This window comes from Rhodanobacter sp. FW106-PBR-R2A-1-15, from assembly GCF_058789735.1.
Map to the genome: position 1 here is coordinate 36,764 of NZ_JBYTEM010000021.1, position 23,227 is coordinate 59,990.

Consider the following 23,227-nt stretch of genomic DNA (forward strand, 5'->3'; position numbering starts at 1 on the left):
CCAAGACCAACCGCGAACACGATTTTGTTGCAGTGTCACACAGTTGCAGCACGCTATGACCCAATTTTACCCGTATCCGGGCACGACCCCATGTTGGGCGCCCTCACCGACACGTCCTGTCGTGGGGGCGCGGCTGGAACGTCAATACATCTACGCCTTCGCCGCCGTGAGTCCTCACGACGGCGTCCTCGACAGTCTCATCTTGCCGTGGGTCAATGCCGAGGCCATGTCCCTGTTCCTGGCCGAAGTGGCCGGTCGCCATCCTGGCGAGTTCATTCTCATGGTCATGGATCAAGCCGGCTGGCATCAGGCAAACGCCCTGGTCGTTCCCGACTCCATGCGCCTGGTGTTCCTTCCCCCCTATAGCCCCGAGCTCAACCCAGCCGAGCATCTCTGGAAGGCCTTGCGCGAGCAAGACTTCGGCAACGAGGTCTTCAAGAACCTCGATGCCGTCGAAACGACCCTAGCCGGCGGATTGCGCGCACTGGAAGTCGATCACGACCAAACCCAGTCTTTGACCGGCTTCAAGTGGATAACTTCTATATCATTGAACGCAAATTAGTATCAATGCCGCAGGCGTGGCAACTCATGCGCAAGGCGCCATCCGGATCGACGCGGCTATGCGTACCAGCGCGCCGGACATCTACGCCGCTGGCGACTGCACCGACCAGCCGCAGTTCGTCTACGTCGCGGCCGCCGCCGGCACCCGTGCAGCGATCAACATGACCGACGGCAACGCGATGCTGGAGCTGTCGGCGATGCCAGCCGTGGTGTTCACCGACCCGCAGGTCGCCACGGTCGGGCTGTCCGAAGAGGCAGCCCAGCTGGAGGGAATCGAGACCGACAATCGCGTGCTCACGCTGGACAACGTTCCGCGCGCGCTGGTCAACTTCGACACCCGCGGCTTCATCAAGCTGGTGGTCGAGGTGGCTTCGCATCGGCTGATCGGCGTGCAGGCGGTGGCGCCGGAGGCGGGCGAGCTGATCCAGGCGGCGGCGCTGGCGATCCGTGCGCGCATGACCGTCGAGGAGCTGGCCGACCAGCTGTTCCCGTATCTGACCATGGTCGAAGGGCTCAAGCTGCGCGGCGCAGACCTTCGGCAAGGACGTGAGGCAACTGTCCTGCTGCGCTGGCTGAATCCGACAGGCGAATCTCGGGTTTGTTCGGTTTCGTGCGATCCAGTCTCACGACGAGCCTGGCGACCGATCGAGGCGCGGCCACTCCGTCAGGACGTCGAAGCCTCGCCACGCATGGATCAATACCACGCATCGAAAAGCCTCGATGTATAGTCCGACTGCCGAGCAGCGCCGAGTGATGCAGGCGCGCCCGGTTGGGACTTGAGTCTCCATCCGGAAAGCAAGATCTTCGGCCTCATGCAGATACCCACGTGCGACATCGACTGCGCTGGTACGGACCCGGAAGCGCTGAACCGGCGTTGCGGCTGCGCCGTGGTCGACATCGACCAATTGCGCCAAACCCTGGAGGCGGCGCTTCCTGGGATGGGAGCCATCGACCCGGTGCGGCATGCGCACCTGTTTTCACCACATGCCTTGTTCGTGGACCGGGATGCGTTGGACGCCATGAGTTCCGTTGCGGCGGCCGTGTTTCGGGTCGCCAGGCATCCGCGCTACGTGGAGCACGTGCTGCGCCATTCCCCCGAGATCGCGCGACATGATCCGGGTTCCACGGGCGGCGTGCTGGGGCTGGATTTTCACCTCACGGTCGAAGGGCCGCGGCTGATCGAGATCAACACCAATCCCGGTGGGCTGCTGCTCAACGCGTTCCTGCTCGATGCCGTGCAGTCCTGCGCGCCGGCAGCCTGGGCGCCATGGGCGACCGGTGCCGCGGCGCAGGAGGCAGGCGTTTCGGCATGGCTCGAGGACGCGCAGCGCCAACTCGGCCGGATGCCCAGGCGCATGGCCATCGTCGATGTCGCGCCGCGCGAGCAGTTCCTTTATCCGGAATTCGAGTTGTACCGGCAGGCATTCCAGGCCCGGGGCATCGACACGGTGATCCGGGCGCCCGAAGAACTCATTCACGACCGCAATGGCCTGCATGACGCCGACGGGCCGGTCGATGCCATCTACAACCGTCTTACCGATTTCGCCCTACGCGAACCTGCCTGCCAGCCGCTGGCCACGGCATACCTGGCGGGCTCGATTGCGCTGACACCGCATCCCCGCGCACACGCGGTGTACGCGGACAAGCGCAACCTCGCGGTACTCGATACCCCGCAGTTGCTCGAGAGCTACGGAATCGATGCCTCCACGGCCAATCTGTTGGCAAAGGCCATCCCGTCGACGGTCGAGTTGACTGCGGAAAACCGCGATGCCCTGTGGGCCGCGCGTGACCACTACTTCTTCAAGCCCGCGTCCGGCTACGGCAGCCGCGGCAGCTATCGTGGTGACAAGGTGACCCGGCGCACATGGGAAGCCATGGCTTCCGCGGCTTACGTGGCGCAGGCTTTCGCACCGCCCAGCGTGCGTATCCCGCACGCCGACATCACGCTCAAGGCCGATGTGCGCTGCTTCGCTTCAGAGGCTGGCACACTGCTGTTCGCGGCCCGCCTCTATCAGGGGCAGACCACGAACATGCGTACCGCGCACGGCGGATTCGCCGCGGTGCTCACCTCGCACGAAGCACGCGTACCCTGAGTCGGGGAGGTCACCCGTCGGTACTCGTCACTCGTTCGGCAGCGTCGGCATGCCGCAAGGCGATGTACACGATCAGGCTGACGGCCGCCGCGTAAAAGCACCACACGGAAATGAACCAGCGTGCGTAGACGGCGTAGGCCACTGCCGCCGAGATCATTGCGAGCAGGCCGAATACCTGCACGAGGGGACGGCTGGAAATCGCCAGGCTCAAGGTCGTCGCCGCCAGGTATAGCGTCAATGACAGCGGCAGGAAGAAGTGCGGCGAGGCGTATTCCAGGTGCCCGCCGACAGGCGCGACATGGATCGGTGTGGCGACCATGCCCCATGCCAGGAAGGCCGCACTGGCGAGCCCACCCATTGCGAGCAGCCCCAGCCAACGGCGGCGCTGCGCACCGGGCTCGATGGCGCGGACCGCCCAAGGCACGTACACCGGCCACAGCAGGTGCGAGAATACCGAATACACCTGAGTCGCCACGCCACGCAATCCTGGCGCCGCCCATGGATAGCTCATCCAGACCAGACCTTCCGTGAATTGCTGCGCCGCGAACAGCAACGGGATCCAGGCGAGCAGTCGGTAGCGGCGGTCGGGCACGCGGCGCAGGCCGAGCAGCCCGATGCCGGCGAGCGCTGCGCTTGCGGTGAAACTGGCGGTAGCCGAAAAGCACATACGTGGCGGTTCCTGGAAATGATTCAGCGCTGGGCGACGTAGCCGCCCGGAAACGTGGGGGACGTCCCACCAACCATCCATGTAGGCTTCGCTGAGCCTGAGCGAGCCTTGCGCCAGCAAGCGCGCGAACAGCCGCGGGTCATGCGGCTGCAAGGCCGAGAGGCGATCCCCGTCCAGACGCACCTTGCCCGCGCCAGGAGGGGCGCGCCACGGTCGCGACAGCGTTGGAAAGACCAGTTTGGTGTCGATGCGTGTGTCATGTGTGCCGGTTCCTGGGCACCGACCGCGGGGCGATCGACGCGTCATGCACCGAGACCAGCCGCCGGCGTAGACGATGCGTCGTGATCGACGCGAGCCCGAGCAGGACGAGCCCAATGGCGAGTAGCGCACGGCCGGTGGCCGTCGCCGTGAAGGCATAGCCGCCGGCGAGACTGCCCAGCGCCTGGCCCGCGGTGGTCACGGCGGTACGCAGGCCGAGCGTCATCCCTTCGGCGCCGCCCCCTGCCGTGCGTGAAGTCCAGTAGGTGAGTGCAGGTTGCAGTACGCCCGCGCCGGCCGCGACCAGCACGATGCCCGCCGTCGTGCCCCATGCCCGGTCGACCGCGGCGAGGATCGCCAGCCCGGCGGCGGTTGCGACAAATGCGGGCGCGACCCAGCCGAAGGCACGTACCGGATCATGACCGCGGTGGAACACCATCATCTGCGCCAACAGCATGACTACGCCGCAACCACTGAACATCAGTCCGATATCACGCGCGGTGAGCCCCAAGGCCAGTCGCCCACGCGTGGTGAGACCGACTTCGTAGACGCTCATGGCCGCCGCGGCGAGCGCTCCCAGCGCGAGCCAAACGAGCAATTCACCGCGGTGACCCACCGCCCGGGGAACCACTACTTGTGCGGTCGCCGGCAGGCTCGGTATCCGCCAGGCGACGGCCGTAGCGACGGCGAGTGCGGCCAGACCCGCCAGCGCCGGCAGTTGCAGCTGCGAGTCCGACGCCAGGACGCCGCCGAGGCCTGGGCCAAACAGCCCGCCCAGCAGCCCGCCACGCACGACATCCGCAAACCTTTGGGAACGGTCCGCTTCGTCCAGAGCCACCTGCGAGGCCTGTGCGAGCAGCGCCGGCAGGACGGCGCCAGCAAACAGACCCTGCAGTGCGCGTGCAGTGATCAGACTGGCAAGTGTCGGAGGCAGCGTGTAGAAAGCCAGGGCGCCGATCTGGCCGATCAATCCGACACGCAGCACGCGTACTGCGCCCATGCCGCTGCACAGCCACCCCCACAGCGGCGCGCTGACGATCACGGCCAGGCTGTAGACCGCCATGAGACGCCCCGTCAGCGGTGCCGCATCGATATCGGCAAGACGCGCGATCAGGACCGGAAGCACCGGTAGTACCAAACCGTATGCCAAGGCCGTCGCCGCGCTGGCCACGACCGTGGCGTGACGCCCGACCAGCGTGGACTGTCCCTGCGTCACGCGGGTTCCACCGATGCAGGCTGCGTCGGGGTTGACACGGTCCGCGTTGCGGCCAGCAGCTGCGCAAGCGTGGCGTGGAAGCTCGTGTCGAACGCCACCCCGTGCCGCGCCGCCGGCCAGCGCATGCGTGTCTCCCTCGCCAGGGCGAACGCCGCTGGTTGGTGCGGCGGTGCCAGCATCGCGAGTGCATCCAATTGCGCGAGCGGGACATCATCGAGTTCGCAGCCGTGCGCCAGGTCTCCCCCATGAACGATCCGGTGCACAACGACATCCGGTACATGCCCGTCCGTCGGCAGCCCCTGCAGCAGTGCGTCGAAAGGTTGGTCTGCACCTCCTTGGATCGGAGTTTCGATGCGGGCCGGCTTGCTCAGGTGTGCCGCGTCTGCGTGATCGGATCGAGCGAGGTGGTAAGTCGCAGCCTTGAGGGTCGCGGAGCCCAAGCTGGGTGCGAGCAGACGCAGGTCGCTCACAGGTGTCCCGAGCGGCTGATACCGATGATCAGGCGCAACGAAAGCACGGCGGCGGCTACGAAAGCGATGACGGAGAGCACTGGCAGGTGGCCGAACATCCGCGGGCCGTCGCCATGGAGCGTCAGCAGTGAACCACTTACGTACAGACCCAGCGTGACCAGCGCCAGTGCGAGCCGATTACCGGTGCGGCCGATCGCTTCCTGTGTGGATACCAAGCCGCGGTGGTGGATGGTGAATGCGGGCCGTCCGCCATTGAGTTGCGCCTGGCGCAGCAAGTCGGCTGCCAGTTGCGGCAATTGCCGTGCCGTGCGTGCAAACTGCGCTGCGAGCGGACGCTGGCCCGTGCGGCTGGCGTCGTCGATGGCAGTCGCGATCTCCGGCGCGCGACGTGCCAGCGTGCCGAGCATGTCGAATTGTGGATCCAGCGCGCGCAGCGTGTTCTCGACGAGGAACAGCGTGCGCATGAGCACCAGCAGATGGGCGGGCAGGCGGAAGCTCGCGCCATGGCCGATCCGCGCGACGCGCCAGATCGCCTCGGCCACCGACCATTGGGCGAGCGGCCGACCGACCAATTCTGAAAGGATCAGGTGGATTTCACGCTCATGATCGCGCCGTTCGATGTGGGGACCGAAGAATCCCAATGCGATGGCCGCATCGAGCACATCGGCGCCGTCATTGGCGACGACCGCCTCCACCAGGCTGCCGAGAGCGAGCCGTGCGCCCGGATCAAGCACGCCAATTGAACCAAAATCATGGAAACACAGGCGGCCGTCGTCGAGCACGAAGAGGTTGCCCGGATGTGGGTCGGCGTGGAACACGCCTGCGATGAACAACTGGTGGAGATAGGCGTCGAGAAGCGCAATGGCGAGCGCAGGCGCCTGCGGCGTCCTGTAGTAGGCTTCCAACCGCTGTCCGTGACTCATTTCCTGCACCAGCACCTCGCGCGCGGCGAAGGGCTCGATGACGTGGGGCAAGGTGACGTCGGGTAACGGATCGAGCACGGGCGCCATGCGCCGCATGTTCTGCGCCTCGTGGCGCATGTCGATTTCGGCGTGCATGAACTGCGAGAGCTCGTCGACCAGCTCCACCGGACGCTGGCGTCGCAGCGGCGGCCAGACGACCTGGGCGATGCGAGCCGTGCGCCTGAGCAGGCGTAGGTCGGCATGAACCTGGGCCTGGATTCCTGGGCGGGTGATCTTGACCACGACCTCACGGCCATCGTGCAGGCGCGCGCGATGGATTTGCGCGACCGAGGCGGCGGCGAGCGGGTTCGGATCAAATTCCGAGAACAGGGACGACAGTGGCTGTCCGAATGCGGCATCGATCGCTGCGGCGGCCTGCGACGATGGGAACGGGGGCACGTCGCTGTGCAGGTGCGACAGCGCTTCGCGATAGGCCGCGGGGAGTAGATCCCAGCGCAGGCTCAACCCCTGGCCGAGCTTGATGAAGGTCGTGCCCAGGCGAGTGAGCGTCACGCGAACGCATTCCGGCAAGCGCTCCGGTGCGCGACGCCGCCAACGCAGCGCATCCCAGGCCAGGCCGAGGCCGGCCCACGCGATCTGCATGCCACGCCCAAAGGTTCCCTGCATTACTGCCCCCCAATCGACAGCTGCTGCACCGTGGCCGCCACTGGCAGCGCACCGATGGCGACCCGGCACACGCCATAGAGCACGCGCCAGCTGAGTGGCAGCGGGCCGCCCCGCGAATCTACACGATCGCGTGCGCGCATGCCGAGGCGTTGGACGAGTAGCCCGATTCCTGACAGCGGATACGCCAGCGAAAGTAGCGCGCGCGCGAAAAGCGCGCCCGGCGCGGCGCCCGCGATCGACAACAAGTCGATGCGCTTGCCCATGCCCGGATCGGCACTCGTCACGGACGCCCCATGCCGGATGGCGATGATCGTTGCGGGATTCCCGCGCCCGTCCAGTGCTGTACGTTCGTCGACGGTCAGCAACTCCTCGGTGGCGCGCTCAAGTACGCGTGCCGCCGCATCGACCACATGCGCCCAAGTGCTGCGGTTGGCGAACAACAAGCCGGGCACATCCAGCGTGCCGCCGCAATTGATGAAGCCAAGCGCCACCGTCGTCGCCGGGCCAAGATCCAGGGGGCGCAACACGCCCAGGAAGGGCTCGGGACGGGTATGGGTCAGGAAAACCCGCGGCATCGTGGGTGGAAACAATTCGTGGACGAAGGCGGCAGGCTGCACGTAAGTCGATTCATCCGGGTCGCGCGGCGCACGGAACCGTGCTGGCTCCCCGAGGTAAACCACCGTGGTCGGCACATCGTGCGCCGACAGACGTTCATACGCACGCAGGATTTCCTGTAGCTGGTAGGCGCCGGTGGCAACGAGCATCAGTTGCGCACCGTGTGGATCTCCGGCCAGATGCACTGCGCCTGCTTCCGCCAAATTGTGCGCCTGGTCCGGCGTCAACACGTTCGGCACGGAGCGCTTGGGCACGACCAGCGCGGTGACGGTACCCCGCTGCGCATAGGCATGCGCCAGCGCGGCAGCGGCGCCGTTCGAGTCGGGCGGGAAGACCACGCGTGAAACATCCGCCATTTCGCCGAGCAACGCCTCGGCCATGGTGGGATCCTGATGCGATTGCTCGTTCTTGGCGTTTTCCCAGGTGTGCGAAGTCAACACGAGCGGCACGCCGAGCCAACCAGGTGGACGCCCGGCCTGACGGAGATGGCGCGAGAAGATCAGTTCCTGGCGCACCGCGCCGAGCATCTTCGGCGCGAAGGCCTCGTAGGTGACGACTAGGTTGAGCCCGCCCTTGTTGCCGAGCGCGGCGCACATCACCGCTTCTTCGTTGAGCGCGGTGATGACCGCGCCGGTGGTCGACTCCGCGACGCCCTGCTCGGGCTCCTGCACCCGATGCTTGAGGGTGTCGAGAGTGCGGTCGAGCTTGTTGCTGCGCAGCTCGTCGGGATTACCCACGCACACGCGCAGTTGCGGATTGGCTTCGGCGATCGACGTGAACTGCGCATCCAGCGCCTGCATCGGCGAGCTCGTGCCGCCGGGCGCGCGGTCCGCGATGGGCGGAACCCGTGGTGGCGGAACTTGGCGCGTCGCCAGTGCGTGGTCGCGTTCGCGAACCCGCTGCTGGGTCTGGTGGGTATCGAGGGCGGCGAGAGCCTGATCGAGTTCGGTCCGGGGCACGAACAGCGCCGCCGCGCCCTCGTTGAAGAGGGCCCGCGCTGGTTCGTCCTGCGACGGGTTGCCCGGCAACGGCAGGTTGTGCGCGGTATTGGTCCCCGCGCCGGGGAACCCGTAGCCTTTGACTGTCTCAGCGATGCCGTAGGGAAGCACGACCCCACGATCGTGGGACTCGCCGGGTGCCTGCAGGCGCGCCTCCATCACGTGGATGCCCCAGGCGATGCTGGCCGGATCACGGCCGTCCAGGGATATCGGATCAAATCCGTTAAGGCGCAGGTGCCGGTCCAGCCAGCGCTCGCCACCCTGCTGGCTGCGCTGCTCGATACGGCGGCCGTTGAGGATGATGATGGGGCTGACCAGCCCGCTGTCCTCGGCGCGCCACCAGCGCGGCGCCCAGTCGCTGCCGCGTTGCTCCTCGAAGGCGCCGCCGCTGAGGAAGGCGACCAGGCGCTCGCCCTTGAGCGGCGCGTGCACGTACTGCAGTTCCGCGAAGCCCAGGTAACCGCCTTCCAGCACGCCACCGGCGGTGTGCGCGTTGACGTGCGAACCGAGCGGCGACGCTGCGTGCCGTCCGGATTGAGGGTGTAGGCGTAGAAGTCGCTGGCGAAGCGGCTCAGCCCGGCGTCGCTGCGGTCGTAGCGCGCGGCGTGCGCGTCGGTCATGTTGCCGACCAGCAGATTGAGCGCGTCGATGGCGGCCACGCAATATCCCTGGCCCATCATCCAGGCGCGGGTCACGCCATCGAGGGCATCCATCAGCAGATAGGCCGTGTACGCCGGCACCATGTTGAGCGACCCGCCGGTGTGGCCTTCCGGGGTCGCCTTGAAGTCGTCCGCCTCCAGCGCGCCGCCATCGGTGCGCACGCGGCGAGCGTAGGTCATATGCACGACCAGCCACATCCCGGCGCTCGCGAGGCGGTCGGCGGCTGCGAGCCGGCGCCAACCCGTCGCCGCGTCGGCGAGCCGGCCCAGCACGACGAGTTCGGCCACCATTTCGCGGACCCGCACCTGGGTGAGTGCGTCGTGCCGGAGCACGCCATAGCCTGCGGCCCAGTCGGCGAAGTCAGCGTCGGCCTGCCTATGCGCAGCCGCCAACTGTTCGATGCGCTGGCGGTCGGCAGGGGGAAGCTGGTCGGCAGTGCAACAAGTGAAATGCAAATTCATGGAGCCCCCTGGGTCGGACCCCGCGCCATCAGCTCGGACACCGCTACTGCCAGCGCGTCGCCCATGGGAATGGTATTGGATGCGTGCGCGATGGTGTCGGTGCTGACGATGCGCACCAGGCCCGCGGACTGTAACCGCGCATAGGCGTCGCCCGCGAACACCGGATGGATGGCGACCAGCACCGGCGCTGGCAGTCCCAGCCGCTGTAGGTGCTTGAGCGTTTCCAGGATGGTATGGCCCGACGAAACGATGTCGTCCACCAGCACCGGCGTGCGGCCGTTCGCGGCAGTGGCATCGGGCAGGCTGACGCGTACGTCGTAGTCGCCATGCCGCTCCTTGCTGAGCACCTGGTAAGGCAGGTGGGCCTGTGCGGCGATGCCCGCCACCCATTGTTCGCTCTCACTGTCCGGCCCGATCAGCATGGCATCGGGCACCTCCCGCGCGATCCAGCCTGCCACGGCCGGCGTGGCCGAAACTTGGCGGACGGGAATCCGGTATAGCGCGTCGAGTCGCGGATACCGGTGCAGATGGGGATCGACCGTCACCAGCCAGTCGAAGGCTTCCTCAAGGAAACGCGCGAACAGCCGCGCGCTGATGGCCTCGCCACGGTGGAAGCGGGTGTCCTGGCGCATGTATCCCAGGTAGGGGGCAACCAGTCCGACCGAGCGCGCGCCGAATTCACGGGCGGTTTGCGCGGCGAAACGCAGCGGCAGGGCAAGAGAATCCGGATCGTGCAGGCTGGCGAGGAGGACGACGTCGGCGCCCTGCAGGTCGTCATCGAGCGCGACCAGCGACTCGCCATCCGGAAAGTGGCGCCAGGCCAGCGGCGCGAGGCGCGCCCGCAGCGTCGGCGCGATGGTGGCTGCCAGTGCGGCATTGGCGGGGAAGGGGATCAGTACCCGGTTCATACCGTCTCCCTGACGATGTCGAACGGGGTGGTCGACGCGGCGTATTCCAGCGCGTAGGCCAGTTCCCCGGGCGATTGTGCGTGCACGGTGAACAGCGGCTGCCCGCGCGCTACCAGGTCGCCGACGCGCCATGCAGTCTCCAGGCCGGCGGCGGCTGAGACGGGCGCACCGGCGAGCTTCGCGATGCGCGCCAGCCGGCGATTATCGATCGCGGCGATCCGGCCGTCCGCACCAGCCGCCACGTCTGCGGTGTACGGCGCGCGTGGCGGTTCGCGGAAGCCTCCCTGCGCCTCGCAGATCGCCAGGAATTTCGCCAACGCCTGGCCGGACTGCAACGTCGCGTGAGCGCGGGCTTCCCCGCTACCCGTGATGCTGCCGGGCACGAGGTCGAGCAGCGCACCCGCGAGCGCGATGGCGCGATCGCGCAGGTCTGCCGGCGCGTCCGGCGCGTTGCGCAGCACGCGGAGCACGTCGTGTGCTTCCAGCGCCGGGCCGATGCCGACGCCGACCGGCTGCGTGCCGTCGGAGCGATGCACACCCAACGACACACCCAGCGCGCTCGCCGTGCTGCCCAGGCGGGCGGCCAGGCTGTCGGCCGCGGCGTCACTGCGCACCTTGGCAGTCGGTCCGATCGGCATGTCGATCAAGATGTGGGTCGAGCCGGCGGCAACCTTCTTGGACAGCACGCTGGCGACCAGTTGGCCGTCGCTGTCGAAATCCAACGGACGCTCGACTCGGATCAGGATGTCGTCGGCAGGACTCAGGCGCACGTTGCCACCCCAGACGATGCAACCGCCTTCCTGCTCGACCACCCGGCGCATGGCCGGCAGGTCGAGGGCGACCGGCGCCATCACTTCCATGGTGTCCGCGGTGCCCGCAGGGGAAGTGATCGCGCGCGAAGACGTCTTCGGGATGCGGTAGCCCAGCGCGGCGACGATCGCCACCACGATGGGTGTCGTGCGGTTGCCCGGCAAGCCACCGACGCAGTGCTTGTCCAGCACCAGGCCGCCGCCCCAGTCGAGCCGCTGACCGACCGCGATCATTGCCCGTGTCAGCGAGGTGGTTTCGTCCGGGTCGAGGCGCTCGCCCGCACAAGCCGTGATGAACGCTGCCAGTTCCAGGTCGGACAGGCGGCTTGCGACCGTGTCCTCCATCAGCGCCAGGAACTGCGCATCATCCAGCCGTGCGTCGAACACCTTGGCCCGCAGTGCGCCAGCCGAGGCCGCTGGTTCCGGGTGGCGGAAGCTGGCCAGCGCGCCGGGAGCGGGAGCCAGGACCTGCCAGGCGGCCTCCGACAGGGCCACTTCGTCGACGGTGACCAGGTCGCCGACCACGACGTTCAGGGTCGCGATCAGCGTGCGCCCCCCGACATCCATCTGCACGCGGGTCACCGCCGCGAAGCCTTCGGAGCGGCAGACCTCGCAGTCCCTGTGCATGTACACCACCGGCTGCTGGTAGGTGTCGATGCCGGCACGGATCACGCGCAGGCGAGCAGGGGAGGATGCGTCCATGTCAGTTCGCGCCCTCCAGCGAAACGCGCTCCATGTGTTCCGGTGCGCGCGCATGCCACCCAAGCTCGTGCTCGATGCGCGCGCGAAGGGTGTCGGAGGCATCCGGTTCGCCATGGGTAACGTAGACCATGCCCGGAGCGGATGGCGCGGTTCGCATCCACGCCAGCAGTTCGTTTGCGTCGGCGTGCCCGGAGAACCCGGCCAGCGGTATGACTTCGGCGCGGATTGGCACTTCCCGGCCAAACATGCGCAAGGTGTGCGCACCGCCAACGAGCGCCGCGCCGCGGGTGCCGCCGGCCTGGTAGCCGGAGAGCACGATCGCATTGCGATCGTCGGGGCCGAACGCTTCGATGTGGTGCAACACGCGCCCACCGGTGGCCATGCCGCTGGCGGAGATGATGATCATCGGCTCGCGCCGGCGGTTGAGCGCTTTCGACTCCTCGACGCTGTTGACGAACGTGGCGATCTCGTACATGCGGCGGCAGTCCTCGTCGGATACGTGGTGCTCGGCGTGGTGCTCGTGGTAAAGGCGCGTTGCATTCACCGCCATGGGGCTGTTGAGGAAGACGGGGACCGGAGGGATCTCGTTTCGTTGCCGCAACCGCGCCAGGTGCAACATCAGCGCCTGGGCGCGACCCACCGCGAAGGCCGGGATCACGATCACCCCGCCGCGTGCGGCGACCCGCCGCACGATGGGCGCGAGTTCCGCCTCCTGGTCGATCGGGACATGCGCGCGGTTGCCGTAGGTGGACTCGCAGACCAGTACGTCGCAGGCAGGCAGCGGCGTAGGCGGATTCATCAGCGACTCGTGCTGCCGGCCGAGGTCGCCGCTGAAGTGCAGGCGCAGGCCGTGCACATCGAGGCTGACATGGGCGGCGCCGAGGATGTGCCCCGCGGGGTAGAAGCGCGCCCGGATGCCAGCTACGACCTCCACGTCCCGCTCGTAGTCGTGGCCGTGCAGCTGCCGCAGACTGCGCTCCGCGTCCTCCTTCGTGTAGAGCGGCAGCGGCTTGGCGTGCTTCGAGTAGCCCTTGCGTGCCGCGTATTTCGCCTCCTCCTCCAGCAGGTGCCCGCTGTCCGGCAGGAGCAGGCCGCACAGCGCGACGCTGCCTGTGGTGCAATGGATCGTGCCGCGGAATCCCTGTCTGACCAGCGCCGGCAGATAGCCGGAATGATCCAGGTGGGCGTGGGTGAGCACGACTGCATTGATCGAGTCCGGCGCGACCGAAAACGGCGCCCAGTTGCGCTCGCGCAGCTGCTTGTACCCCTGAAACAGCCCGCAGTCGACCAGCACGCGATGGCCGCCGGCTTCGATCAGGTAACGCGAGCCGGTGACCGTGCCGGCGGCGCCGAGGAACTGCAAGGTGGAATCGGTAGCGTTGTTCATATCGCTCCAGGAAAGGTGCAGGGCAGGCGGTCTGGATCAGGTCGCTGCCTTTTGGGATGGGGAGGTGTCGCCCGAGCGTGGCGCCAGGCGGACGCGGCGCAGCATCAATGCGTTGACCGCGACGATCACCGAGCTGCCGGACATCGACAGCGCCGCGATCTCCGGCGACAGCGTGAACGGGTAGAGCACGCCGGCCGCGAGCGGGAAGGCGACCACGTTGTAGCCGACCGCCCAGGCCAGGTTCTGGTGCATCTTGCGCAAGGTCGCGCGGGCAATGGTGACCGCGCGAACTACATCGTAAGGGTCGCTGCGCATCAGCACGATGTCGGCACTTTCGATCGCCACGTCGGTGCCGGCGCCGATGGCGAAACCGACCTCAGCCTGGGTCAGCGCGGGGGCGTCGTTCACCCCATCGCCCACCATGCCGACCTTCTGGCCCTGCGCCTGCAGCTTTCTCACCTCGTCGGCCTTGCCTGCGGGCAGCACGTCGGCGAGCACGATGTCGATGCCAAGGTCGCGGGCCACGCGCTCGGCGGTGGGCCGATTGTCGCCGGTGATCATCGCGACCTTGACGTTGCGCCGATGCAGCTCCTCGATGGCTGCGCGCGAACTCTCGCGGATCGCATCGGCGATCGCGATGAGACCGGCGAGCTGGCCATCGACGCCGACGAAGATCACCGTTCGGCCGGCGCCGGTGAGTCGTGCCGCGTCCGCCTCCAGTCCACCCAGGTCCACGCCGTGTTCGGCCATCAGCAGGCGGTTGCCGAGCAGCACCTGCGCCCCGTCGACCACGCCGGTGGCGCCCTGGCCGTCGATGTTGGTGAACGCCGTCGCGCGCGTCGGCACCGCGCCCGCCCGTTTCAGGATGGCCTGGGCAAGCGGGTGCTCGGAATGCACCTCGACCGCCGCGGCGGCGGCAAGCAGGCGTTCGGGTGTCCAGCCAGGGGCCGTCGCCAGGTCGACCACCTCCGGCTGGCCGACGGTGAGCGTACCGGTCTTGTCGAAGATCACCACGTCCAGCCGCGCGCTCAGCTCGATCGCTTCGGCATGCTTGAACAGGATGCCGTGACGCGCACCCAGGCCGGTGCCGATCATGATCGCCATCGGCGTCGCCAGCCCGAGGGCGTCGGGGCAGGCGATGACGAAGACCGTGATGGTCAGCGTGAGCGCGAACAGCACGGACTGGTCCAGCCACCAGTACCACACGACGAAAGTCGCTACACCGATCACGATCGCCGCCAGCACCAGCCACTGCGAGGCCCGATCGGCGAGCAACTGCGCAGGAGCCTTGGAGTTCTGCGCGTCCTGCACCAGCTTGATGATCTGCGCCAGCGCCGTGTCGCCGCCAACCTTGGTGGCGGTGTAGGCGAAGGCGCCACTCTTGTTGATCGAACCGCCGACCACCGTGGCACCCGGGTCCTTGCGAACCGGCATCGACTCGCCGGTCAGCATGGACTCGTCAACTTGCGAACTACCCTCAAGTACCGTCCCATCCACCGGCACTTTGGCCCCGGGACGGACGACCACTACGTCGCCGGCCCGGACCTCGGCGGTGGCCACCTCGAGATCCTGTCCGTCGCGCCGGACGATCGCACGGGGCGGAGACAATTTGAGCAGCGCCCTCATCGCATCCGAGGCACCGGCCCGGGCCCGCATCTCCAGCCAATGGCCCAGCAGGATGAAAGTCAGCAGGACCGCGGAAGCCTCGTAGAAGTTCGGGCCTTCGAAGAAGAAGGTCGACGCAATGCTGAACCCGTAGCCCGTGCCTACGCTGAGCAGCACCAGTACGGACATGTCGAGCACGCCATGGCGCAACGAGCGGATTGCCGCGGTGAAGAACGGCCAGCCTGGATACAGCACCGCACCCGAGGCGAGCAGGAACAGCCAGACGTTTTTATCGAGGCCGAAAGGCACCGGCAGCGGTTGCATCAACCCCATCGGCGACCACAGGAATACCGGGATCGCGAACGCCAATGCGACCAGGAAACGGCGGCGCATGTCCCGTGCCGCCGCGTGCAGGTCACCGCCGTGGTGCATGCCGGCATGGGCGTCGCCTGCATCCGCGGCATGATCGGCATGCGAGCCCGCGGCTGGCTGCTCCCGGCCCGTCTCGTCCGCGTGCGCGTGGTGGTGCGCATGCGTGTGGCCGTCATGCGCATGTGCAACGTCACGGTGACCGTTCGTGGCGCACTCGAAGCCACAGCGCCGGATCGCCTCGGCAATTCGGCTGGCATCTACCTGCGCCGGGTCGTAGTCGACCTTCAACCGTGATGCGGCGAAGCTGGCATCGGCCGCACGCACACCCGGCAGCTGGGCAATCGTCTGCTCCAGCGTGCGGGCGCAGCCAGCACTCACCATTCCGCCGATGGGCCAGGCGTGACTGCGGCTGGAGGGCGCGTGGGCATCCATAGTGTGGGTGCTCGCTTCGACGGGACCAACAAGCGCATGCAAATCACCAGCGCTTCCGCGTTGCCCGGGGTCTTGACCGGTCATGACAATCTCCTTCAGTGCGGGGGATGCGACGTCTGTGTGGCGTGCGAGCGGAGGGGAAGGAAAGCGGGCACGTCCTGCATATACGCGGCGTGCCTCGGGCCGAAGCGAGCGAAGCTGTCACGCTCCTCCCGACGTGCGAGACGCACGTAGGCGACGAGCATCATCGGGTACAGCACCAAGGTGATGGGGGGCGACGAGGAACCACAGGCCATAGCCATGGGACGGCGCATGCGGCATGTCAGTGCTCCGGTGGCTGGTGGTCGTGCCGAGCCGGTTGCGAATCGGGCGTCGGACCCGGTGGCATACCGTGTTGCGTGTCCCGATGTGCGCCGTGTGCTCCATGCCCATGCCCCCGGTGCATGAAAACGTGCATCAGCAGGCATAACAGAAGCAGGCCAAGCGGTAGCCAGCCGGTAAAGCCAGTACCACGTGCGTGGTACTCGCTCAGCAGATAGTAGGTGGCGATCGCCGCGAAGATCCACCAGACCCAACGTCCCCGGATGGCCGACGGCCCGGGGGCAGGGGTATGAGATGCTTTCATGAGCGCCTCCTATGACAGCGTTTGATCCGCAGGCTCGCCGTGCCCGGCGGAAGGAGTGGTCACTCGGGCTGACGTCAGGCGATGACGGTTGCGCATCGCACTGTGCTGGCGGCTTTCCGACTCCACGATGCCACGGTAAGCCGCTGCGCCGCATACGCATTTGACTATGGTCAAAAAGGATTCAGGCCCTCAGACATGCGCTGTTCTGCCGCGGCGTCAGGGAGATACTGGTAGTAACGACGCGAGCAAGCGTATCGATGAGCATGCGCGTGCCGACTGGCTGTTTTCTGCAGGAACCCAGGGGAAAACTTGCACGACTTGTTGTTCATGGCCCTAACTTCTCGAAAGTTGGAGCCTCCTCAAATCCCAAGGGACGTTCGGGGAATGGTGCGACCAAGTGCGGTAGTAGACAGGCCGAGCAGGGCCGACGTCCGAGCCTCGGCTCGTCCCAAGGCGACGGTGCAGATGATTGACCGCCATGTCTGGCGTATGTCTTGGTTTTTGATGAAAAACAGGAAGAAGACAGGAAGGACGTGACGCGCCGGCCGAGTCGATACCACACTACCTTTAATTTTACATAATATACACATGGCCCGGATTATGCGGGGCCGAAACCGTCCCGGCGTGAGCCGGTGCAATGCCCACGGTTAGGGCGATCATCGCGGCAGCTTGGGCCAGTCGAAGCCATACCTTGCGCACTGCTGGAGAGCGCGCGCGTTCTGCTTCGATGAGTGGCAGCCAGTGCCGTAGCGGTTCGCCTGTCGCGTTGCACATCTTCTCGATGACGTCCGCGTCCGGGTGGTTCTCGCCGGTCCGCCATTTGCTGACGGCCTGACGCGATACGCCTAGGGACCCGGCGCACGCGTTGTCGGACGCTATCGAGCACACTTCTTTGTACTTGTCAAGCAGTTTTATTGCGGCGTTCATGTCCCGTACCTGTTGACAGTGGTGTCCCGGACTACTATACATGCGCCCGTGTCCCGCAGTACGGGACAGACAGGGAGCTGACCATGATTGACTTCACTCCGGCACCGATTCAGGTGCGAACCTCCAAAGACGGTGTTACCGCTTGCAAGGTGGCTCGCGTCGATGGTCGCGCCATCGGTTCCGCGTTTATGTTCGGCCACCGTGAGGGCTACTCGGAGCATCAGCAGTGGGCGCGGGCGTTCCTCGCTGCGTGCCGGATTGCTCCGATGGTCTCGGGGGTTCGGCTGTGACGCCTGCCGAGTTTTTCCACGTGGTGCGGGCTGTCGCCTTTCTTCTCGGTCTGTGGGTGTTTGTCGCGGCGTTCGTAGGCAAGTTGCTGGCGGAGTGTTCTTGGCACTTCGTCTGGCTTTACCTGCGCCGGCAACCTTCGTGGCGGCGGTTTGATCGCGCTATGCGCCGCAGGTTCGCGCTGTGAGCCGCCGCCCGGCTCCCGCCTTTGACTTTTCCCCGGCCGGAGCGGGGAAAAGGTCGGTCGGCGAGGTTGGCCCAAGTACTAACAGGGGCCAAAAGGGTGGAGTGACCGGGTTTGCAGTCGGGATCGACTGGCTCACGTTCACGTTCCCGCTGGCTCGGCTTGAAGAGTGTTCGCAGACGAACATGGATTTCCTCGGGGAATTCCTGTTCGGCTCTGCCGCGATGCTTCGTGTCCTGCGCCCCACGGGGCGCGGCTGGCAGTTCTACGCTAACTGCGCGTACATCATGGATCGTGAGGGGGAAATGGTCGGTCGTGTCGCGTGGGGCGGTAACCGCGACACGATGATGGTTGACCTGTCTGGCTCTGGCTGTCGCTGGGTGAAGTCGTGGTCACTGGTGCAGTTCCAGCTTCAGGTGCTTGCGGCGCGCATTTCCCGGTGTGACGTTGCGGTTGACGATTTCGAGGGCGTGAGCCTCGACGCCTCGCGCCGCCAGTCGGCGGACGATCTGCGCGACCTTGCAGAGCAGGCGCGTGGTGGGCTGTTCAAGGGCGCGGGCCGCCCGCCGCTGACGAATTTTCGTGACGACCACGGCCATCGCAAGGGCTGCACGCTGTACGTGGGCAAGAAAGGCCACAACCAGCTGTGCATCTACGAGAAGGGGCGCGAGCAGGGCGACGAAACGTCGCCATGGCTTCGCTACGAGAACCGCTTCTACGGCAAGCATGTCGGTGATGAGGCAGGTAAGCGTGGCGTACCGCTCGACATTCTTGCGCACCCGTTGCAGTTCTTCCGGGGCGCGCATGCGTGGCTGAATTCGTTGTGCGAGCGCATCGGTCTTGTCGATGTTGCGCGCCGCGCTGTGGTCGTGAAAGCGAAGGTCGAAGCAACGGCCAACGCGCTCGTTCAATGGATGCGGACTCAGGTCGGTCCGTCTCTGAATCTCTTGGTGCAGTCGCTCGGCGAATCCGCCGATGCGTACCTGCGCAAGCACTTGACGCGGGACTCGCTGCCCTCGCGTTTCAAGGGTCTCGGTGCAGCGGATCAACTCCATAACCTCGTGAGGCAACAGCTATGCCACGCATCAACGTAAAGGACGCGCTTGTCCATGAACGCACTTTCAACGGCAAAGACGGCAAGCCGCAAATCATCCGCGAGCAGCGCGCTGCGCTTGACCTCGGCGGCGGGTACGAACTCCCGTTTCGCGTCGGCCTTGGCTCTGGCCCCGTGCATCCGGTGGGGGCTTATGACCTCGATCCCGAGTGCTTCTCGCTCGGCAAGTACGGCGACTTGGAACTGTCGCGGTTCGTGAAGCTGAAACCGCTTCCCGCTGGTCCGGCCTCTGCGTCGAAGTAGTTCCCGCTTTCCTGCCGTTCTGCCCCTCCGCTGTTCGCTGTTGAACATCGGGGGGTGCAGGGGGAACCGCTGTTTCCCCTGCGATCTTGACCTTCTGCTGTGAGGCGTTCCCGTGTTCGTTCCGCTCGTACAAGGCTGCGATTCTGCCGACGTGGACGCGACCACTGGGGTTTGCGCCCATCCGTACTGGGTGGCGCAGCAAGGCTTGTTTCCCGATCTAGATGCCACTGCCGGCATCGCCATAGGCGTCGCGATTCTGACCTGCTGGGCGACCGCTTATGTCTTTCGTTCTCTCCGGCGGGTCGGAGACTGAAGCCATGAACAAGTTTTACAAGGGCAAGCGCGCCCAGCTCACCACCGCCGGCCTGCTGGCTCTGGCTGTGGCCACGGGTGCGAACGCGGCCGTTGACACCACGGCCATCGTCGCCGTCATCACGGACGCGACCACGGCTGCTGCCGCCATCGGTGTCGCGGTGCTGTCGATGCACTACGGCATCAAGCTGTACAAGTGGATCAAGGGCGCGGGCTGATCCAAGTGAGGCGGGCGCGGGGGGCAACCTCCGCGCCTCTTTTTTCTTCCACCTGGGCGAAAAGCGGACATGGATATTTCAGGCTACTTCGTGCTGATCGCGCTGCTTGGCGCCGGGCGGATCTTTTTTGCCCGGAGTGACGATTGATGCGCGCGCTGTGGCTGTCGCTTCTCGTTGTTGCGGCTTGTGCGCTTGTGCCCGCGCCAGTGCGCGCGTCCTCGAATCCTTCGTTCGATTCGGCCATGTCGGCTTGCCAGAATTACCATCTGGCGAATTACTATCCCGGTCCGATTACGGGCGAAGTTTGCAACGTGGTTACGTCTCCGGGGCAAGCTGTCGTCAAGGGCGGCACCTTGGGCAATGGTGCTACGGCTGCTGGTACGTGGTCTTCGAACTGGGGTAACTGGGGGTTTAGCGGTCCCGTTCCGGTCGGCAATCCGTGTTCTACGGTGGCTCCGGCCAATGTCTACCTGACCGGCAAGATTCTTTCCGGCTATTCGATCCCGGCCAACGTGGTCGATCCGCAGTCGGGTGTCACCGTGCAGTGTGCGATGAGCGTCACGCCCATTGGCATGCCGACTATGCGCAGCGATGGCACGTGGGAGACGTACGGTAGCGTTGCGCCTTCCGGTAATCTTGCGACGGGGTCTGGCTGGAAGGACGGCACCGGCGCAGCGGTGAATCCGCAGCCGCCGATTCCGACCTTGCCGGCGACGAACGTCACGGCGCCGCCGTCGGTGTGTTCCGGCAGCAGTTGCTACAACGCCGGAACAAACCAGTATTGCGGTAGCGCGGGCGGGCAGCAGTACTGCGTCAGCGGTGCGGCGGCTACGTCCTCCACGGGCGGCTGTACGGCCAGCGGTAGCGCGGCCGTGTGCGCAGGGCAGGCGGTCATTCCGTCGCCGCCTCCGGCGATCATCCCGGATCCTGCGACGCAGATTCAGGGGTCGGACAAGTACACGCAGGCCAGCCCGACCACGGGCGCCGCGATGGTGGTCACGGTCAACGCCTATGGCCTGCCGGGCACGAAGGTCACTAGCGGGCAGCAGGCAGGCGACTCCGGTCCAGCGCCGGCTAGCTCTACGGTGCCACCCAGCGGCTATGCCGGGGGCGGGAACTGCAACACGCCTCCGGTGTGCAGCGGCGATGCCGTCATGTGTGGCGTTGCGCGGCAGACGTGGAAGTCGGGTTGCGACGCGAAAGCCGGACTCGATCAGGTCCACAAGGACCTGACCGGCGACGGTACGACGCCGGACCTGACGGCCGGGGCGCACACCTCGGCCGATGTGTGGAGCGACGGCACGAACACCGGCAACGCGGTCGCTGACGCGGCGAACGCTGGTAACTACGACGCCTCCGGCCTCGGCTTCTCTACAACGTGTCCGCTTCACGACATGGTTGTGCCGCTGCCTTTGGGGGCTTCGTTCCCGATCAAGTTCTCGGCGGGCTGTGTAGTCGGCGGCTGGATCAAGGCAATTGTTATTGCGTTCGCGCTTTTCGCAGCCGCGCGCATCACTGCAGGGGGGGTCGGCTAATGCCTGTCGTCGTAGCTTGGATCGGCAGCATGCTGCTCACAACGATCGGTGAAATTGCCATCCGCGCGCTGCTCGGCCTTGGGGTCGGTCTGGCGTCGCAGAAATTGGTGATTGAACCTGTGCGGGCCGCTATGGCGGCGCAACTGGGTCAGGGTGGGGTGATGGTTGACTACATTGGCTTCCTCGGTATCGATCAAGCGATAACCATTGTTCTGAGCGCGTGGATTGGCCGTTCTGCTGTCAGCGCGTCCAAAGCGTTCTTCACGAAGCGGGCGGCGCACTGATGCCTGTCAAGCTCTACAGTGGCCTGCCGGGCGCAGGCAAGACCGCGCAGATGGTCGCGGAGATGGTGCGCTACAAGGAGGAAGAGCCGGACCGGCCGCGCTACCAGATGGGCATTCGGGGCTTGCTGCCGGGCATGGCGCAAGAGCTGACGATGGAACAGCTCGAACACTGGTGGGACGCGCTGCCGACCGATTCCGTGATCTTCCTCGACGAAGCGCAGGAAGATCACTTGATGCCGCTGGATCGTGGCCAGCCGAAAGAGTGGGTAAAGCGCATCCGCAAGGTGCGGCATGAGGGCATGGACTTCGTTCTGACCGTCCAGCACCCGGCCGACCTTTCGCCGACGGTGCGCCGGCTGGTTGATCAGCACGTGCACACCGTGCGCAAGTTCAACACCAAGGTCACGATGAAATATACGTGGGGCCGCTGCATCGAGAAGCCCGAGAACGAGCGCGTTCAGAAAGCGGGCATCGAGTCGGTGGGTACGTTGCCGGCGCACGTGTACGATTTGTACCAGTCGAGCAACAGCCACAACATGAAGGTCCGCATTCCGCGCAAGGTGTATTATTTTCTTGCGCTGGCGCTGGTGGCCGCCGTCTCGGTGGTCGCGGTGCCTTTCATGGTTCGTCGTGCCCAAGCCAAGAACGTGGCGATGATTCAGGGAAAGCCTGTCACCGATGCACCTGGGCAACCTGCGGACAGCGGACATGGCAAGTCGGAATCTGACGAACTGCGGCACAGCGATTTCGCTAAGTGGATGCGTCCGCGTATCGACGGCCTGCCGTGGTCGGCGCCGATGTTCGACAACCTGCAGGTGCAGGCGCAGCCGCGCTTGTTCTGCGTCGCCGTTGAGGATGGCCGCTGCTCGTGCATGACGGAGCAGGGCACGCGTTACGCGGTCCCGCTCGACCGCTGCCGCTCGATGGTGGCCGATGGCGTCTACAATCCGTTCCGCGGTGAGGATCGCCAACGGCAGGGAGAGGCGCCCAGCCGGCCGGCGTCGGTACAGCCGCAGGCGCCGCCGACGGCCGGCTGGGCGCCGACCGTGGCCGGCGTAGAAACGGGCCACGAACGGCAGACTGCGACGCCTTACACCCCTCCGACGTATGGCAACTGGAATCCGGACCCGTTTGGTTCGAATTCCAACCATAAATAATTGGACGTGTCAATAACGCATCAATCGTGCCATTCAGCTATGGTTCATGTTGCTGTTATGATACGTTCATACTGTACCGAAATCTCCTGTCAAGCCCATTAATTCAACCTGCCGCTGTGGGCCGCAGGCCCGAGCGCGGGAGCGCGTCCACTAGGGCCGTCGTGTTCTCCACCTGGAATAGCACCGGACAATCGGCCCGCATTTCCCTCGCCGGTCATCCTTCCCCGTACCGCTTCCCGCCGACCGCTGTTGCTGTCGCGCCATTCGGGACCAAGTGCGCCGCACTTGGTCATAACCTGTGGAGGAAGGGGGTTCGGTGCCCCGGCCCGCTCGTGACCTGTGGTCAAACCGTAGGTTTGGCCATGCCTTTGGTATTATCTCTCCGCAATCAGGGAGGGGTAGGGATGAGTGAGGGGGCGAAGGTAGCCATCGGCATTGTGGTCGCTGCGCTGGTGCTGGCCGATGGCGTCTACAATCCGTTCCGCGGTGAGGATCGCCAACGGCAGGGAGAGGCGCCCAGCCGGCCGGCGTCGGTAC

Annotated in this window: 21 protein-coding genes and 1 pseudogene; 10 read left to right on the forward strand and 12 right to left on the reverse strand. The window is 66.0% G+C overall.

Going from position 1 to position 23,227, the window contains the following annotated elements:
* Positions 1 to 55: 55 nt before the first annotated feature.
* The 3 genes and pseudogenes from AC3WTD_RS11850 to AC3WTD_RS11860 all read left to right on the forward strand — a co-directional run bounded on the left by AC3WTD_RS11850 (position 56) and on the right by AC3WTD_RS11860 (position 2,654).
* Entirely contained in the window at positions 56 to 562 is a 507-nt protein-coding gene (locus AC3WTD_RS11850; RefSeq protein ID WP_492613893.1) for an IS630 family transposase, read from the forward strand.
* Positions 558 to 1,137: pseudogene (locus tag AC3WTD_RS11855) on the forward strand (oxidoreductase dimerization domain-containing protein); the annotation flags it as partial. The gene AC3WTD_RS11850 and the pseudogene AC3WTD_RS11855, both read left to right, overlap by 5 nt.
* Positions 1,138 to 1,337: 200 nt before the next feature.
* Positions 1,338 to 2,654 (forward strand): hypothetical protein, encoded by a 1,317-nt coding sequence (locus AC3WTD_RS11860; RefSeq protein ID WP_492613894.1) that lies wholly within the window; start codon positions 1,338 to 1,340, stop codon positions 2,652 to 2,654.
* 10 nt (positions 2,655 to 2,664) lie between these two features.
* Here AC3WTD_RS11860 and AC3WTD_RS11865 read toward each other — a convergent pair whose 3' ends face one another.
* The 12 genes from AC3WTD_RS11865 to AC3WTD_RS11920 all read right to left on the reverse strand — a co-directional run bounded on the left by AC3WTD_RS11865 (position 2,665) and on the right by AC3WTD_RS11920 (position 17,355).
* Positions 2,665 to 3,627, reverse strand: a complete 963-nt coding sequence (locus AC3WTD_RS11865) for a DUF6629 family protein (protein WP_492613895.1) — start codon at positions 3,625 to 3,627, stop codon at positions 2,665 to 2,667.
* On the reverse strand, positions 3,578 to 4,795 hold the full coding sequence (locus tag AC3WTD_RS11870) for an MFS transporter (RefSeq protein WP_492613896.1): 1,218 nt from the start codon (positions 4,793 to 4,795) through the stop codon (positions 3,578 to 3,580). The genes AC3WTD_RS11865 and AC3WTD_RS11870 overlap by 50 nt, the downstream gene beginning before the upstream one ends.
* Positions 4,792 to 5,265 (reverse strand): hypothetical protein, encoded by a 474-nt coding sequence (locus AC3WTD_RS11875; RefSeq protein ID WP_027492535.1) that lies wholly within the window; start codon positions 5,263 to 5,265, stop codon positions 4,792 to 4,794. The genes AC3WTD_RS11870 and AC3WTD_RS11875 overlap by 4 nt, the downstream gene beginning before the upstream one ends.
* Complete coding sequence (locus AC3WTD_RS11880) at positions 5,262 to 6,830, reverse strand: ABC1 kinase family protein (protein ID WP_492613897.1); 1,569 nt, start codon at positions 6,828 to 6,830, stop codon at positions 5,262 to 5,264. The genes AC3WTD_RS11875 and AC3WTD_RS11880 overlap by 4 nt, the downstream gene beginning before the upstream one ends.
* 23 nt (positions 6,831 to 6,853) lie before the next feature.
* Positions 6,854 to 8,626: a hypothetical protein gene (locus AC3WTD_RS11885; RefSeq protein WP_492613924.1), complete on the reverse strand. Its 1,773-nt coding sequence runs from the start codon at positions 8,624 to 8,626 to the stop codon at positions 6,854 to 6,856.
* Positions 8,626 to 9,588 (reverse strand): hypothetical protein, encoded by a 963-nt coding sequence (locus AC3WTD_RS11890; RefSeq protein WP_492613898.1) that lies wholly within the window; start codon positions 9,586 to 9,588, stop codon positions 8,626 to 8,628. Before AC3WTD_RS11890 ends, AC3WTD_RS11885 begins: the two co-directional genes overlap by 1 nt.
* The gene (locus tag AC3WTD_RS11895; protein ID WP_492613899.1) at positions 9,585 to 10,496 is read right to left on the reverse strand and encodes a ribose-phosphate diphosphokinase; all 912 of its coding nucleotides are present in this window, start codon (positions 10,494 to 10,496) and stop codon (positions 9,585 to 9,587) included. The genes AC3WTD_RS11890 and AC3WTD_RS11895 overlap by 4 nt, the downstream gene beginning before the upstream one ends.
* Positions 10,493 to 12,007: a thymidine phosphorylase family protein gene (locus AC3WTD_RS11900; RefSeq protein ID WP_492613900.1), complete on the reverse strand. Its 1,515-nt coding sequence runs from the start codon at positions 12,005 to 12,007 to the stop codon at positions 10,493 to 10,495. The genes AC3WTD_RS11895 and AC3WTD_RS11900 overlap by 4 nt, the downstream gene beginning before the upstream one ends.
* A gap of 1 nt (position 12,008) precedes the next feature.
* Positions 12,009 to 13,394 (reverse strand): MBL fold metallo-hydrolase RNA specificity domain-containing protein, encoded by a 1,386-nt coding sequence (locus tag AC3WTD_RS11905; RefSeq protein WP_492613901.1) that lies wholly within the window; start codon positions 13,392 to 13,394, stop codon positions 12,009 to 12,011.
* Between the two features lie 36 nt (positions 13,395 to 13,430).
* Complete coding sequence (locus tag AC3WTD_RS11910) at positions 13,431 to 15,887, reverse strand: heavy metal translocating P-type ATPase (protein ID WP_492613902.1); 2,457 nt, start codon at positions 15,885 to 15,887, stop codon at positions 13,431 to 13,433.
* A gap of 238 nt (positions 15,888 to 16,125) precedes the next feature.
* Complete coding sequence (locus AC3WTD_RS11915; protein ID WP_492613903.1) at positions 16,126 to 16,428, reverse strand: DUF2933 domain-containing protein; 303 nt, start codon at positions 16,426 to 16,428, stop codon at positions 16,126 to 16,128.
* 573 nt (positions 16,429 to 17,001) lie between these two features.
* Positions 17,002 to 17,355 (reverse strand): DUF3693 domain-containing protein, encoded by a 354-nt coding sequence (locus AC3WTD_RS11920; RefSeq protein WP_492613904.1) that lies wholly within the window; start codon positions 17,353 to 17,355, stop codon positions 17,002 to 17,004.
* Positions 17,356 to 17,438: 83 nt separating this feature from the next.
* Between AC3WTD_RS11920 and AC3WTD_RS11925 the strand changes: the two genes are divergently transcribed.
* From AC3WTD_RS11925 to AC3WTD_RS11955, 7 genes are all read left to right on the forward strand, one after another.
* Positions 17,439 to 17,645 carry a hypothetical protein gene (locus tag AC3WTD_RS11925; protein ID WP_492613905.1) on the forward strand — a complete coding sequence of 69 codons (207 nt, stop codon included), beginning with the start codon at positions 17,439 to 17,441 and terminating at the stop codon, positions 17,643 to 17,645.
* 286 nt (positions 17,646 to 17,931) lie between these two features.
* Positions 17,932 to 18,921, forward strand: a complete 990-nt coding sequence (locus AC3WTD_RS11930) for a replication initiation factor domain-containing protein (protein WP_492613906.1) — start codon at positions 17,932 to 17,934, stop codon at positions 18,919 to 18,921.
* The gene (locus AC3WTD_RS11935) at positions 18,903 to 19,184 is read left to right on the forward strand and encodes a single-stranded DNA-binding protein (RefSeq protein WP_492613907.1); all 282 of its coding nucleotides are present in this window, start codon (positions 18,903 to 18,905) and stop codon (positions 19,182 to 19,184) included. Before AC3WTD_RS11930 ends, AC3WTD_RS11935 begins: the two co-directional genes overlap by 19 nt.
* Before the next feature lie 317 nt (positions 19,185 to 19,501).
* Positions 19,502 to 19,714 carry a major capsid protein gene (locus AC3WTD_RS11940; protein WP_492613908.1) on the forward strand — a complete coding sequence of 71 codons (213 nt, stop codon included), beginning with the start codon at positions 19,502 to 19,504 and terminating at the stop codon, positions 19,712 to 19,714.
* Between the two features lie 146 nt (positions 19,715 to 19,860).
* Positions 19,861 to 21,249: a hypothetical protein gene (locus AC3WTD_RS11945; protein ID WP_492613909.1), complete on the forward strand. Its 1,389-nt coding sequence runs from the start codon at positions 19,861 to 19,863 to the stop codon at positions 21,247 to 21,249.
* Between the two features lie 29 nt (positions 21,250 to 21,278).
* The gene (locus AC3WTD_RS11950; protein WP_492613910.1) at positions 21,279 to 21,533 is read left to right on the forward strand and encodes a hypothetical protein; all 255 of its coding nucleotides are present in this window, start codon (positions 21,279 to 21,281) and stop codon (positions 21,531 to 21,533) included.
* Positions 21,533 to 22,690: a zonular occludens toxin domain-containing protein gene (locus AC3WTD_RS11955; RefSeq protein WP_492613911.1), complete on the forward strand. Its 1,158-nt coding sequence runs from the start codon at positions 21,533 to 21,535 to the stop codon at positions 22,688 to 22,690. The genes AC3WTD_RS11950 and AC3WTD_RS11955 overlap by 1 nt, the downstream gene beginning before the upstream one ends.
* Positions 22,691 to 23,227: the final 537 nt, after the last annotated feature.

Coding starts and splice junctions, on each gene's coding strand:
- AC3WTD_RS11850 (WP_492613893.1), top strand. CDS start 56: ATGACCCAATTTTACCCGTATCCGGGCACGACCCCATGTTGGGCGCCC.
- AC3WTD_RS11865 (WP_492613895.1), bottom strand. CDS start 3,627: ATGACGCGTCGATCGCCCCGCGGTCGGTGCCCAGGAACCGGCACACAT.
- AC3WTD_RS11880 (WP_492613897.1), bottom strand. CDS start 6,830: ATGCAGATCGCGTGGGCCGGCCTCGGCCTGGCCTGGGATGCGCTGCGT.
- AC3WTD_RS11885 (WP_492613924.1), bottom strand. CDS start 8,626: ATGGAGGCGCGCCTGCAGGCACCCGGCGAGTCCCACGATCGTGGGGTC.
- AC3WTD_RS11890 (WP_492613898.1), bottom strand. CDS start 9,588: ATGAATTTGCATTTCACTTGTTGCACTGCCGACCAGCTTCCCCCTGCC.
- AC3WTD_RS11895 (WP_492613899.1), bottom strand. CDS start 10,496: ATGAACCGGGTACTGATCCCCTTCCCCGCCAATGCCGCACTGGCAGCC.
- AC3WTD_RS11900 (WP_492613900.1), bottom strand. CDS start 12,007: ATGGACGCATCCTCCCCTGCTCGCCTGCGCGTGATCCGTGCCGGCATC.
- AC3WTD_RS11905 (WP_492613901.1), bottom strand. CDS start 13,394: ATGAACAACGCTACCGATTCCACCTTGCAGTTCCTCGGCGCCGCCGGC.
- AC3WTD_RS11910 (WP_492613902.1), bottom strand. CDS start 15,887: ATGACCGGTCAAGACCCCGGGCAACGCGGAAGCGCTGGTGATTTGCAT.
- AC3WTD_RS11915 (WP_492613903.1), bottom strand. CDS start 16,428: ATGAAAGCATCTCATACCCCTGCCCCCGGGCCGTCGGCCATCCGGGGA.
- AC3WTD_RS11920 (WP_492613904.1), bottom strand. CDS start 17,355: ATGAACGCCGCAATAAAACTGCTTGACAAGTACAAAGAAGTGTGCTCG.
- AC3WTD_RS11925 (WP_492613905.1), top strand. CDS start 17,439: ATGATTGACTTCACTCCGGCACCGATTCAGGTGCGAACCTCCAAAGAC.
- AC3WTD_RS11935 (WP_492613907.1), top strand. CDS start 18,903: ATGCCACGCATCAACGTAAAGGACGCGCTTGTCCATGAACGCACTTTC.
- AC3WTD_RS11940 (WP_492613908.1), top strand. CDS start 19,502: ATGAACAAGTTTTACAAGGGCAAGCGCGCCCAGCTCACCACCGCCGGC.
- AC3WTD_RS11945 (WP_492613909.1), top strand. CDS start 19,861: ATGCGCGCGCTGTGGCTGTCGCTTCTCGTTGTTGCGGCTTGTGCGCTT.
- AC3WTD_RS11950 (WP_492613910.1), top strand. CDS start 21,279: ATGCTGCTCACAACGATCGGTGAAATTGCCATCCGCGCGCTGCTCGGC.
- AC3WTD_RS11955 (WP_492613911.1), top strand. CDS start 21,533: ATGCCTGTCAAGCTCTACAGTGGCCTGCCGGGCGCAGGCAAGACCGCG.